This is a genomic window from Micromonospora globosa, from assembly GCF_000717585.1.
GTDB lineage: Bacteria > Actinomycetota > Actinomycetes > Mycobacteriales > Micromonosporaceae > Micromonospora > Micromonospora aurantiaca.
Map to the genome: position 1 here is coordinate 14,647 of NZ_JNZR01000025.1, position 12,626 is coordinate 27,272.

General features: G+C 74.7%; 10 protein-coding genes. 1 reads left to right on the plus strand and 9 read right to left on the minus strand.

Features of this window, described 5'->3' with window-relative positions; translation table 11 throughout:
* Positions 1-72: 72 nt before the first annotated feature.
* The 9 genes from IF06_RS0121670 to IF06_RS0121725 form a co-directional block, all read right to left on the minus strand.
* Positions 73-462 carry a DUF2267 domain-containing protein gene (locus IF06_RS0121670; RefSeq protein WP_030273179.1) on the minus strand — a complete coding sequence of 130 codons (390 nt, stop codon included), beginning with the start codon at positions 460-462 and terminating at the stop codon, positions 73-75.
* 87 nt (positions 463-549) lie between these two features.
* Entirely contained in the window at positions 550-2,412 is a 1,863-nt protein-coding gene (locus tag IF06_RS0121675; protein ID WP_052166204.1) for a transketolase, read from the minus strand.
* 80 nt (positions 2,413-2,492) lie between these two features.
* On the minus strand, positions 2,493-3,689 hold the full coding sequence (locus IF06_RS0121680) for an MFS transporter (protein WP_036311294.1): 1,197 nt from the start codon (positions 3,687-3,689) through the stop codon (positions 2,493-2,495).
* A gap of 205 nt (positions 3,690-3,894) precedes the next feature.
* Entirely contained in the window at positions 3,895-4,920 is a 1,026-nt protein-coding gene (locus tag IF06_RS0121685; protein WP_030273185.1) for a mechanosensitive ion channel family protein, read from the minus strand.
* A gap of 73 nt (positions 4,921-4,993) precedes the next feature.
* Positions 4,994-6,268, minus strand: coding sequence for a hypothetical protein (locus IF06_RS0121690; RefSeq protein ID WP_030273187.1), 1,275 nt, complete (start codon positions 6,266-6,268; stop codon positions 4,994-4,996).
* 54 nt (positions 6,269-6,322) lie between these two features.
* A complete protein-coding gene (locus IF06_RS0121695) occupies positions 6,323-7,957 on the minus strand; it encodes a serine/threonine-protein kinase (RefSeq protein WP_030273191.1) in 1,635 nt (544 codons plus the stop codon).
* Positions 7,958-8,271: 314 nt separating this feature from the next.
* A complete protein-coding gene (locus IF06_RS0121710; protein ID WP_030273193.1) occupies positions 8,272-10,059 on the minus strand; it encodes a hypothetical protein in 1,788 nt (595 codons plus the stop codon).
* A gap of 41 nt (positions 10,060-10,100) precedes the next feature.
* Positions 10,101-10,541: a DUF4395 domain-containing protein gene (locus IF06_RS0121715; protein WP_013476696.1), complete on the minus strand. Its 441-nt coding sequence runs from the start codon at positions 10,539-10,541 to the stop codon at positions 10,101-10,103.
* Positions 10,542-10,656: 115 nt separating this feature from the next.
* Entirely contained in the window at positions 10,657-11,103 is a 447-nt protein-coding gene (locus IF06_RS0121725; protein WP_232236745.1) for a TlpA family protein disulfide reductase, read from the minus strand.
* A gap of 223 nt (positions 11,104-11,326) precedes the next feature.
* Here IF06_RS0121725 and IF06_RS0121730 point away from each other — a divergent pair, with 223 nt between their 5' ends.
* On the plus strand, positions 11,327-12,460 hold the full coding sequence (locus IF06_RS0121730; protein ID WP_030273199.1) for an N-acetylmuramoyl-L-alanine amidase: 1,134 nt from the start codon (positions 11,327-11,329) through the stop codon (positions 12,458-12,460).
* The last annotated feature ends 166 nt before the right edge of the window (positions 12,461-12,626 follow it).

Below are 12,626 nucleotides of genomic sequence, written 5' to 3' on the forward strand. Positions count from 1 at the left end.
GCCCGTGGCGGCGGGTGTTAACAAGGGGCCCTTCCTCTACCGGAGGCGTTAATAAGGGGCCCTTCCTTTTGCCTAGGCGGGGCGTGGGGCGGGCTGGGCCAGCTCGGCGATCTCCCGGGGCAGCTGGGACAGCGCCCGGTTGAACTGGGCCGGCCCGATCACCCGGTGCAGCGCCTGCAACACCGCCCGGGCGCCGCGCTCGGCGTCGGACGGTGTGGCGCCGGAGCGCTCGGCGACCCGGCGCAGGAATTCGTCGTACCCGAAGACCTCGGGGTCTTCGACGCGGGCGCGTGCCAGCAGCGGACGCAGCTCGTGCGCGACGTGCGCGGACAGGTCGTCGGCCTCGCCGCCGCTGATCCGTTCGGCGAGCGTGCGCAGTGTCGCCTCGGTCAGCGCGCGGGCCGTCTCCACCGGCACGCCGGCACGGGCGGAGACCCGCGCGTAGAACTCCGGTTCGGCCATCGTCTGTCCTCCCGTCGCAACGGCAGCGTGGCTACCCGCCGCCGGTCCCGGCAAACACCGCCGTGCCGCGGGCCGCGGCGGTACGGCTCAGGCCAGGGCCCGCGCCGCCGAGACGATCGCGCCGACGCCGATGCCGGCCCGGTCGAGCTGCTGGGCGGGGGTGCCGGAGCCGGGCAGCCCGCGTACCGCCAGGTGGTTGACCCGGGCCGGTTCGCCCAGGTCGGCGAGCGCCTCCAGCACCGCGGAGCCCAGCCCGCCCTCCGGGTAGTGGTCCTCGACCACCACCAGCCGCCCGCCGGTCTCCACGACGGTCTCGGCCAGGCGCTGCCGGTCCACCGGTTTGATCGAGTACAGGTCGATCACCCGGGCGTCGATGCCCTCGCGGGTCAGTTCGTCGGCGGCGGCGAGGCAGAGGTGCACCGTGACGCCGGTGCCGAGCAGCGCCACGTCCCCGCCGTCGCGCAGCATCCGGCTGCCGCCGATCGGGAACGGCGCGGCGTCGTCGTAGAGCACCGGGTACGCGCCGCGCGTCGTCCGCAGGTAGCTGACGCCCGGCTGGTCGGGCATCTGGGCGACGAGGGCCGCGCAGGAGACCGCGTCGGCCGGGCACAGCACCGTGGAGCCGGGCACCGCCCGCAGCGCGGCGATGTCCTCCAGCCCCATCTGGGACGGGCCGTCCGGGCCGATCTCCACCCCGGCGTGCGAGCCGACGAGCGCGATGTCGGCCCGGGAGACGCCCGCCATCCGGATGAAGTCGTACGCCCGGGACCAGAACGCGGCGAACGTAGCCGCGAACGGCCGGTAGCCGCGCACCGCCAGGCCCACCGCCGCGGCGGCGAGCTGCTGCTCGGCGATGAACATCTGGAAGAACCGGTCCGGGTACGCGGTGGCGAAGCGCTCCGCCCGGGTGGAGTCGCTGACCTCGCCGTCGAGCGCGACCACGTCGGGCCGGGCCGCGCCGAGGGCGCGCAGCGCGTCGCCGTACGCGTCCCGGGTGGCGACCTTCGCGCCGCGCTCGTACGTCGGCAGTTCCGGTTGCCGGATCTCCGGCGCGGCGGCCCGGGGCGCGGGCGGTGGCTTCGGTCCGGCGACCCGGATGCGCCGGGGGCCGCCGAGCGCCCGCACGGCGCGCTCGGCCAGCTCCGGGTCGAACGGCTTGCCGTGCCAGGTCGGGTTGTTCTCCACCTCGGGCACGCCCTTGCCCTTGACCGTGCGGGCCAGCACCACTGTCGGCCCGGTGGCGTCGCGTGCCTGCCCGTACGCCTCGTCGATCGCGCCCGGGTCGTGGCCGTCGACCACGATCGCCCGGCAGCCGAACGCCTCGACGCGCCGCCGGTAGGTGTCCAGGTCCCACTCCAGTTCGGTGGGGCCGCGCTGGCCGAACCGGTTGACGTCCACGATGGTGGTGAGGTTGCGCAGCCCGTAGTGGCCGGCCTTGTCCAGCGCCTCCCACACCGAGCCCTCGGCGGTCTCGCTGTCGCCGCAGAGCACCCAGACGTGGGCGGGCGACCGGTCCAGGTACTGGGCGGCGAGCGCCACCCCGACGCCGACCGGCAGGCCCTGCCCGAGCGAGCCGGTGGCGACGTCCACCCAGGGCAGCACCGGCGTGGGGTGGCCCTGCAGGCGCGACCCGGATCGCCGGTACGTCTCCAGCAGCTCCTGCTCGCTGATCGCGCCGGTGGCCCGGAACACCGCGTACAGCAGCGGGGAGGCGTGCCCCTTGGAGAAGATCAGGTGGTCGTTGCCGGGGTTGCCCGGGTAGGACCAGTCGTAGCGCAGGTGCCGGGCGACGAGCACGGCGAGCAGGTCGGCGGCGGAGAGGCTGGACGTGGGGTGCCCGGAGCCGGCCATCGTGCTGCACCTGATCGCGTCCACCCGCAGCTGGGCGGCCAGGTCCGCCAGCCCGGTCAGGTCCTCGTCGCGCAGTGTGCGCTCTGCTTCCAACGTCACCGCGATCGTCCCCCGGGGTCGCCGAATTTCCGGACCAACGCTAGGCCGCGAACGCGACCATTGGTCCCTTTTCTGGCGATTCATGCTCGACCGGTGAGCAGCCAGAGCGCCACCAGCAGGTACGGCAGCACCGCGACCGCGAAGGCAGCCGGGTTGCCCATCGCACCGGCGAGCAGCCCGTACCCGGCGTAGAAGGCGACGATGGTCAGGTCGGTGGCCATTCCGGCGAGCGAGGTGACGGTGGCCCGCGCCGACCCGGTGATCCGGGCCTGGAGCCGCACGTCGGCGAGCACGGTGGCCAGCTGGAACGCGGCGAACGCCGCAGCCAGCAGCACGAACCCCGCCGGGTGCCGCAGCAGCGCCCCGGCCGCCGTCGCCGCGGCCGCGAACACGAGCAGTCCGGCGTACCCGCTGTGGGACAGCCGCTCGCCCAGCGGCGCGAGCAGCCCGCCCACAGTCATCCCGGCCCACACCAGCAGGAGCAGCAGCGGTACGCCGACCTCGGCCATGCCGGTGTCGGCGGCCAGCAGCCCGGTGTACTCGTCCAGCCCACCCCAGATCGCTGTGACCGCCGCGACCAGCAGCACGGCGGCGCGGACGCGGCGGTCGGCCCGCACCTCGCGCAGGCCCAGGCGCAGGCTGTCCAGCCAGCCGGGCTCGTCGTCACCCGCGCTCGGGACAGGCGCGGCCGGCGGCTGGCGGTGCTCCGGGAAGCGGGCCGCGACGGCAGCCGCCAGCAGGCACGTGACCACGCTCGCCGCGCCGACAGCGAGGTAGCCGCCGAGCGCGAACACCGGCCCGGCGAGCACCCCTGATCCGACCGCGCCGAGCACCTCGGCGGTGCGGGTCCGGCCGATCAGCCGGGCGTACCGGTCGGCCGCGCCGAGGCGTTCCAACTCGGTGAAGACGAGCGCCTCCAGCGCGCCGGAGCGCAGTGCGCCGCCGGCACCCCAGAGCAGGAAGCCCACGGCGAACGCCGGATACGACGGCAGCAGCACCCAGAGCGCGAACCCGGCGGCGGCCAGCAGCGGCGCGAGGCAGAGCAGCAGGCGGCGCGACACCGCGTCGGCCCACACGCCGGAGGGCACCTCCAGCACGATGCCGGCGGCCGCCCAGAGCACGAACAGCGAGGAGATCTGCCCGACCGACAACCCGGTGTCGGCGAACAGCAGCACGTAGAGCGGGTAGAGCAGGACGAGGTCGGTGAGGAACGCGTACCCGTAGAGCGTCGCCGCCAGGCGGCGGGTCGCTGGTACGCGGGCAGGAGCGACGAGCATGGAACCTTCCCACGGGACGTGACGGACACCGGTCGGAATGCACGGCGTCCGCGGCGGCCCGCGGCCTCGTCGCTCAGGAAGGCATCAACATCGCCAGGTCATGCCGGGATCCTATCCGCCGCGAGGCGCCCGGGTGGTCCCCCGGCGGGCACGAATTCGGGGCGGGACCGTGTGGTCCCGCCCCGGTTCGTCTCCGCTGTTCGGGTCAGCGGCGGAACTTCTCCACGTCGGCCTGCGGAATGACCATGGTGGCCTCGTTGTCCGCGGCCTGCTCGGCGGTCGGCTGGCGCGGCGTGGTCGGCTGGGTGCGCTCGGAGTCGGCGTACGCCGGAATGTGCTGCGTGGCCTCCGCGCCCGCCTGCGACGGCACCGGCTCGGTGGGGTCCTCACTTGCGGCGGCCGTGGTCGACGGGGTGGCCGGGTACGCCGGCACCGGCTGCGTGCGGTCCGCCTCGGCGTCGCGGCTCACCGGCTGGGTCAGCTCGGACTCCGCGTACGGGCCGGTCGCGGCGAGCCGGGCCTCGACGTCGCGCCGGCCGGCCTGGTACGCGCGGGCGTGCGTGGCGATGGTGCGCGACTCCTCCTCGGCCCGGGTCAGCCAGTTCTCCCAGCGGCTCTGCATCGGCCGGACCAGCCCGCCGCCGACGCCGACGACCAGGATGCCGCCCACGGTGGCGAGCACCGCGATCAGCACCGGGGTGGTGACGGTGGTGGCGACGCCGATCTGGTTGAGCGCGGCGATGACGCCGAGGCCCAGGATGAACACCGAGGCGAGGTTCGCCAGCACCCGGCCGTACGAGAGGCCACCGAGCGCGCTGGAGATGATGTCCTTCACCGCGCGGGCGATGGCCGCGGCGACCACCACGATGACGATGGCGACGAACGCCCGGGGCAGCCAGGCGATCACGCCGGCGATCAGGTCGGAGATGGGGTTCGGGCCCCAGATGCCGAACGCGAGCTGCAGCGTCACCAGCAGCACCCCGTAGTAGGCCAGCTTCGCGACGATGTCGCTGGCGTCGTACTTCGAGCGGGCCAGCGCGGTCTTGATCCCGCCGCGCTCGACGGCCCGGTCGAAGTGGACCCGCTCCAGCACCTTGTCCACGAGCTTCAGCACGGCCTTGGCGATCAGCCAGCCGACGACCAGGATCGCGACGAACGCGACCGCCTTGGGCAGGAACAGCATCACCGAACGGAACGCGTCGCCCACCGCGTCCCCGAAGTTGTCTCTCATCGAAGGGCCTCCACGTGCGTGGTCCAGGTTTGTTCGGGTGGGGCTACCCGGACGGGCGCGCGCGGAAACGCGGTCAGCCTCCGGGGCAGCGGTAGACGACGCGGGTGCTGGCCTGCGCCGTCGTCGGTTCGACGATGTTGACGGTGGCGATGCCGGTGGTCGTACCGACGCCGGTGAACGTCCACTTGAGGGTGAGCGCGGCGGTCTGCTGCCCGCTGCCGACCCGTTCGGTGAGCACGGCGCCGGGCGGCGCGTCGGAGCGGAACCACTGGTACCGGATCGTTCCGCCGCGCCCGTTGGTGCGCACGGTGGCCACCACGTCGACAGTCACGTCGCAGGCGACACCGGCCGGCCGGGGCACCGCGACGGTGACCCCCTCGACCTCCAGCGGGCGCAGCCGCTGCCACAGGTAGAGGCCGACAGCCAGCAGCAGCACCACGGTGAGCAGCGTGGACAGCACCGAGACGACGCGACGCCAGGCCGGACGCGGCCGGATCGGCGGCGCGGTGGGCCAGGGCGGCGCGGGCGGCGGCGTCGTCGGCACGCCCGGCCCGAAGCGCAGCTCACCGCCCGGGGCCGGCACGCCACTCACCGCCCGCGCGTGGCCGGTCCGATCCGGGTACGCCCCGGCGCCGGTCGCCGCCGTCCCGGTGGTGTGACCTCGATGCGGTACGCCGGTGGGCTGCCAGGAGGCGGTGGGCTGCCACGATGCGGTCGGTTCCGCGCCGGGGCGCTGGGGCGGTTCCGCCGGCGGACGCGGGTGGACGGTGGCCTGTCCGGTCGCGTTTCCCGGTGCTGGGCGCATCTGGACCGTCGCCTCGCCCGCCGAGCCGTCGAGGGCCGGACTCAGACTCACTGTCCGCTCCCCCGCCCTGCTGTCCGGAGCCGCCACGAAGTGAACGGTCGCCTCACCTGTGTCGTCTGCCCGGCCTGGGCGCATGGGCACGGTCGGCTCGGCATCGGGCGGTGTCGCCGTGGCCGAGGCGGCGAGGTCTGCGGTGCGGTCGTCCCCGCCGGGGATCGCCGTCAGGTGGACTGTGGGTTCGGCGGTGGGTGGCTGGGCAGCCCTCGCCCCGGGTAGGTGGACGGTGGGCTCCGACCTGCCGGTCACCGCCGGGGTGTCGACGGCGAGCCGGACGGTCGGCTCCGCGCTCTCGATGACCAGTGCCGTCGTCGGCTCCCCACCCTCGGCAGCCGGCTCCGCCTGCATGACGGCGAGCGGCACCGTCGAGTCGGCGTCGGCTCGGGGCCGGGTGAGATGAACGGTGGGCTCGGCGGCGTCCGCGTCGCCGGTGAGCGGCAGGGCGCGGGTGGGCAGCGCCTCGGTGGGCTCGTCGGGGCGGGTCACGCCGACCGTCCCCGGGACGGGCTGCGGTGCGGGGCAGCGGGCACTGTCGTACTCCTAGCCGGGGGTGCAGTCGTGGTAGAGCGTCACGTACACCGGTGACGTCGAGGTGGTCGTGTTGCCGGCGGCGTCGGCGGCGGTGACCCGGATGGGGATGCGGGCGCTGCGCTTGGGCGTGGACAGCGGGCCGAGCGTGCCGGTGAACACGCCGCGCCCGGCGGCGGCCATCCGGATCGTGCCGGTGGCGCCGTCGACGGTGTAGCCGAAGGTGACCGTGAGCGCGGCCGGGGCGCTGCGGTCGTCGGTGACGGTGGCGGTGACGGTGCTGCTCTTGGCGCCGTAGGGGCAGCCCTTCGGGTCCAGCTCGCCCGGGTCGGCGCTCACGCCGTCCACGACCGGCGCTGTCACGTCCGGTGGCGGCGGGCTGGTGGTGCGCGACGCGCTGGGGGTGGGTGTGCCGGTTCGGGTCGGCGTCCCCGTCGGATCGGGGGTGGCCGACGGCGCGGGAGGTGGCGGCGCGGCGGACACGGTGGACGGGCCGGGTGTCGGTGACGGGCTGGGTGTCTCGGCGCCGGTCGGGTCCGGTACGGGTGCGCCGGTGGTGGCGGGCGCGGCGCTCGCCGGGCCGGTCGGGCCCGCGGCGGACGTGTCGTCGTGGGCGGCGTAGCTGTAGCCTGCGCCGCCGGCCAGGACGGCGGCGGCCAGGGCACCGGCGGCGAGGACGGTACGGGTGCGGCCCTTACGGAACCGTCCGCCCCGGCCGGTGGTGGTCGTGCCGAGTTCGGTGTGCGCGACGGCGGTGGCGCCCTCGGCCCGGTCCGGGAACGGCCACAGCGCGGCCAGCAGCAATGCCCGCCGAGCCAGCTCGCGCAGCCCGCGTTCCTCCCATTCCGGGCCGTAGCCGGTGCCGGCGACCCGTTCCAGCAGCTCCAGGAACGCCTCGGCGGACGGCGGGCGCTCGTCGGGGCGTTTGGCCATGCCGTGGCGCAGCAGTTCGTGCACCGGCGGGGGTGCCGCCTCGGCGGGGATCGGTGCGCTGGCGTGCTGGTCGCGCAGGGAGAGCAGGTCCGGTCCCTGGTACGGGGGGCGGCCGGTGAGGCACTCGAAGAACGTGGCGGTGGCGGCGTAGACGTCGCACGCGGGGCCGGCCGGGGCGCCGGTCCACTGCTCGGGGGCCATGTAGCGGGGCGTGCCGGACACTGTGGTGTCGGAGCCCTGGCCGATCGGCATGGCGATGCCGAAGTCGGCGAGTTTGCTCAGCCCGGTGCCGGTGACCAGCACGTTCTCCGGTTTGTAGTCGCGGTGCACGACGCCGTGGGTGTGTGCGGCGGCCAGGCCGGCGAGTGATCCCTTGAGGACGCAGAGCGCGGCCTCGGGTGTGGTCGGGCCGTGTTCGCGCAGCATCTGGCGCAGTGAGACGCCGTCGACCAGTTCCATCACGATGGCGGCGCCGTGCGGGCTCTCCACGTACTCGTAGAGGCGGCTGACGTGCGGGTCGTCGATCTCGCCGAGGAGCCGGGCCTCGGTGCGGAACGCGGTCCGGAACGCCGAGTCCTCGCCCAGGTCGCGGATCAGGTACTTGATCGCGACGGGGGTGCCGGTCGCGTCGTGGGTGGCGAGCACGACGCTGCCCGACGCGCCGGCGCCTAGCCGGCGGACCGGGGTGTATCCGGACAGTTCCCAGCCGCTCATGCGACAGACTCCACGGCGTCCCACGGGCGGATGTCGGACGCCGCCTCGCTCGTCATTCTCACCGTGGCGCAGCCGACGGCCATCGCCGCAACGGCTGTTTCCGGACGCCGGTCGGCGCCCGGTTCCCCGCGCGGCGCTGCGCCGCGCGGCAGGTGGTCGGTATCGGACACACCGTCACGATTACCAGACCCCGGCAACAGCCGTCACCTCGTCGATCATGAAGTTGACAGGGACAAAGAGGACGGATCCCGCCGTCAACTTCATGATCGACGGAGAGGGGGCACGGCGGGAGCGGGCGGGAGAGGGGGCGCGGGTCAGAAGCGGCGGGGCGCGGGGATGCCTGCGGGCGGCGGGGTGCGGAGCAGCCAGAGGGGGTTGCTCGCGCCCACTATCTCGCCGTCGCGGTCGCGGACCTGGGTGCGGACGTACGTGCCGGCGCCGACGCGCACCGGCAGGTCGTACCAGCCCTGCCGCAGCTGCCGCCACGGGACCTGCCCGACCCGGACCGCCGGTGTCGGGTCCGCGACACCGGCCCGGTCGACGTCGCCGGTGACCGTCTCCAGCGTGGCCCCGGCCGGCAGGTCGGTGGCGCGCAGCCGCACCGTGACGGTGTCCTCGGCGAGCACGGCGAGCGCGCCCATCGCGCTGCGGCCGCCCAGTTCCAGGTCCAGCGCGCCCCGGTAGCCGGTCAGGTCGGCGAACCACGCCTGCCCGGCGCGCAGCGCCGCGACCAGGTCGTCCCGGCCGGTCGAGGCAGCCCACACGGAGGTGATGTTGCGGTCCCGGCCAGCCCGCCAGTCGGTGCCGTCGTGGTCGTCGGTGACCCCGACGGCGGTGAGCGGGATCGCGTTGCGGGCCGCCACGTCGTACGCCCAGAGGTGGTCCTCGACCGGCCGGCGTCCGATCTCGATCAGGTCGACGCCGAGCGCGTCGCGGCTGACCAGCAGGCGGGCCAGTGATTCGCGGCGTTCGGTGTCCAGCGGGTGGTTCCAGCACACCACCCCGCCGTGCGCGTGCAGGAACTCCACCATCCGTTCGGTGGCGTCGACGTCGTTGTCCCGGTACGGCGGGGACGGGAAGCGCGGCAGTGTGCCGTCGCCGCCGAACCAGTTGAGGTGCCGCACCATCGACACCTCGTACGCCCGGTGGTGGGTGACGCCGGGGTACGCGCCGTCGTAGCCGCGCAGCACCTCGGCGCGCATCTCCTCGCCCGCCTGGCCGGCGCGGCGGGCGCGGTCGAAGACGAGCCGGTCCACCAGGTACGCGCCGCGCCCACCGCCGGCCGCAGTCACGCCGAGGCGCAGCCCGCGCAGCGAGTTGTCCCCGGCGACCAGGTCGGGCCAGAGCCGCCGCACGTCGGCGAGCAGATCGAACGTGTGCCGCCGCCAGGCGCCGGGCGGGGCGGGCAGCTCGACGGTGCCGTGCCGGCCGTCCACCGTGTGCCGGACCGTGTCCACGCCGCCGAGGCGGTAGCGCAGCACGAGCTGCCCGGCGGGCCGGCCGGGTCCGGCCGGGTGATGCGACAGCGCGAGCTCCACGGTGAGCGTGGCGTCCCGCCCCGCCGCTTCGGGGCGTACGTCGAGGTGCAGTGTGGTGTCGGAGATGTTGGCGGTGTGCGTCCAGTTCCACGCCTTGCCCGCGTACCAGAGGGTGCCGGAACCGGCGGCGGTGAGGCGCAGCGCGCGGCCCGGGCCGTCGGGGGCGTCCGGCGCGTCCACGAAGTCGGCGGCCGAGGCGGTCAGCCGTCCCTCGGTGGCGGGCTGCCAGGTCCAGGCGAGGCCGCCCTCACGTTCCTCCGGGCCGTCGAAGTGGACGACCCGGCGGTGGTCGTGGGCGGCCACCCGGAAGTCGTGGTCGGTCCACCACAGCACGTCGACGCCGTTGCGGCGGGCCTGGTCGAGGTGGGCAGCGTAGCTGGCCACGCCCTCGCTGAACGAGGCGTGCAGGTGCATCGCCATGCTGACCGGCCGCCGGCCGCGCGGCGGGGGCGGCGGCCCGTCGTTCGTGGCGGCCAGCCCGATCGGCACGCCGAGCCCGGCGACCGCCAGCCCGCCCGCGGCGACGAGCACGCTGCGCCGGTCCAGCCGCCCCCGACCCGCCATGCCACTCCCCCGTCCGCCCGGGCCAGCGTACGGGCGGAACCTCAGCGCGGGGGCACCGCCACCCGGGCGGCGAGCGGGCGTCCGGCCAGCCGCCGGATCGTCAGGTACGCCTCGCAGCCGAGGCAGAGCCCGAACGCGGCGTTGAGGAAGGCGGCGGCCAGCGCCGCGCCGGTGGCGGCCAGGCCGAGCGCGGGCAGCCCGGCGAACCAGCCGGCCGCGCCGACGACGCTGAAGACCAGGCCGACGACCTGGGCGAAGCGCACCGGCGCGACCGGCTCCAGCTCCGCCGGCGGGTCCAGCCGGGGCGCCACCAGGGCGCGGAACAGCAGGCCGTACGGGCCGACGCGCGGGTTCAGGGCGGTGAGCGCGAACACGACGGCCTGGGCGAGCAGGAGCAGCCCGGAGCCGGTGACGAGGACGATCGCGAGGACGACTGTGGTGAGGACGGCGGCGAAGCGCGGTCCCCGGGGGTCGAGCAGCATGGGGTGGGTCCGTTCGTGCGGGGGGCGGTCGGTCAGGCGGGACGCGCCGCCGCACAGAGGCTCGTGGCGAGCCGGCCGTGGTCCACCACCCGGCGGCGGGTCAGCCGTACGCCGGTCATCGCGCCGCCCCGGCCGTGAGCGCGGCGATCAGGTCGTCGCGGTCGGGCACGCCGGCGGCCCGGCGCACCACGCGGCCTGCGGCGTCCACCACCAGCACCGTCGGGGTACGCCACACGTCCAGTTCCCGGGCCGCGTCGAGGTGTTCGTCCACGCCCACCTCCAGCACCGCGATCCCGTCGAGGCGGGCGGCGACGTCGGCGAGCACCCGGCGGGCGGCCCGGCAGGGCGCGCAGACCGGGGCGGAGAACTGCACCAGCGTGACCTCGCCGGGGCGTACCCCGAGGGCGGTGAGGGTGGCCCGGTGCGGCGCGTCGGCGCCCGGTGGGCGCTTCCGGACGGCGCGCAGCCGCCCGTCGTGGCGGCGGCGCCACCAGCCGAACGCGGTGGCGGCCGCGAGCACCGCGACGAGCACGACGATCCCGGTCGGGCTGGGCGACTGCACGGGCCCAGGCTGCCACGGCGGGTCGCGGAAGGCCATGGTCCGTCCCGGTCAGCGGACGTGAGATCGCCTACTCCGGTGGTAGGAGCAACCGGCTCACCGGCCGGTGAACGTCGCTTTTGTCCTCTGGCGCACCGCGCGAGCTTGGCAATATTCTCCACCACGCGCGCAGTCGTTGCAGTTCCTTTACATCGCCCGGCGCCGGCCGGGCCATCGAGGAGGCGAGATGCACTTCGACCACCCCGAGCTGGACCGCCGTACGCTGCTGCGGGCCGGTCTCGGCGCCGCAGCGGTCGCGGTCGTCGGCAGTGAGCTCGCCCTGCCGGGCACCGCGCAGGCCGCGCCGGGCGCGGACCTCGACTGGATCATCAGCTGCGACGAGTGGGCCGCCCGTCCGCCGGCCGACCCGCTGTCGGTGAGCGCGATCCCGACCAACAAGATCATCGTGCACCACATGGCGTTCCCGAACGTCACGGACTACTCCGAGGAGCACGCCAAGCAGCTCGCCCGTGACTGCCAGGACCTGCACATGGACGGCAACGGCTGGTCCGACACCGGGCAGCACTTCACTGTGAGCCGCGGCGGTCACGTCCTGGAGGGACGCCACGGCAGCCTGGACCGGCTGCGCGCCGGCGACCGGCAGATGATCGCCGCGCACTGCCCGGGCGAGAACGGGCGGGCCATCGGCATCGAGAACGAGGGCACCTACGTCACCGAGACGCCGCCGGAGGAGCTGCTCGACTCCCTCGCCCGGCTGTGCACAGCGATCTGCCGGCAGTACGGGCTGCACGCCCACGACATCTTCGGTCACTGGGACTTCCGCGCCACGCTCTGCCCGGGCGCGATGTTCTACCGGGAGTTCCCGACGCTGCGCCGCGCGGTGTTCAAGAAGCTCGGCACGAAGCTGGGCGACGTGCCGGCCCGCCGCTGGCCGGACATCTGGCGCTTCGTCGGCGGCCCGGTGGTCCGGGTCGCGCAGTACCTGCTCACGTTCCGCGGCTACACCGTGCCGGTGACGGGCGTGTTCGACGCGGCCACGGTCGCGGCCGTGCAGGACTGGCAGGCGCGCAACGGCATCCCGGTCGACGTCGACGCCACGCTCACGGCGCCGACGTGGGAGACCCTGGCCCCGGAGCTGGACCAGAAGTCGTCGGGCGTCCCGGTGGTGGCCGCGCAGTTCATGCTCGCCTCCAAGGGCTACGCCGAGGTCACCCCGACCGGCGAGTACGACCACGCCACCCGCACTGCGGTGAAGGACCTCCAGCGCCTGCACGGACTACCGCCCAACGGCAAGATCAGCACCACTACCTGGTGCGCGCTCGTGGGGGGTGTGGTGCGCCAGTCGTTCCACAAGCACTGACGGCGCACCGGCGGGGAGAGCGGTGGGGGTGGCAACGGCGCCACCCCCACCGCGTCGTTGCGGGATGGAACGCGACGAAACGTCGGCATTGACGACTGGTGAACGACGGCTATCCCGGACGGCGGTGGTACGCCGATCATTGCCCGCAGATAGATATGAGTCATTC

What these genes read in the sequence shown, in the direction of transcription:
- IF06_RS0121730 (WP_030273199.1), top strand. Translation starts at nt 11,327, where the DNA reads ATGCACTTCGACCACCCCGAGCTGGACCGCCGTACGCTGCTGCGGGCC.
- IF06_RS0121670 (WP_030273179.1), bottom strand. Translation starts at nt 462, where the DNA reads ATGGCCGAACCGGAGTTCTACGCGCGGGTCTCCGCCCGTGCCGGCGTG.
- IF06_RS0121680 (WP_036311294.1), bottom strand. Translation starts at nt 3,689, where the DNA reads ATGCTCGTCGCTCCTGCCCGCGTACCAGCGACCCGCCGCCTGGCGGCG.
- IF06_RS0121695 (WP_030273191.1), bottom strand. Translation starts at nt 7,957, where the DNA reads ATGAGCGGCTGGGAACTGTCCGGATACACCCCGGTCCGCCGGCTAGGC.
- IF06_RS0121685 (WP_030273185.1), bottom strand. Translation starts at nt 4,920, where the DNA reads ATGAGAGACAACTTCGGGGACGCGGTGGGCGACGCGTTCCGTTCGGTG.
- IF06_RS0121710 (WP_030273193.1), bottom strand. Translation starts at nt 10,059, where the DNA reads ATGGCGGGTCGGGGGCGGCTGGACCGGCGCAGCGTGCTCGTCGCCGCG.
- IF06_RS0121715 (WP_013476696.1), bottom strand. Translation starts at nt 10,541, where the DNA reads ATGCTGCTCGACCCCCGGGGACCGCGCTTCGCCGCCGTCCTCACCACA.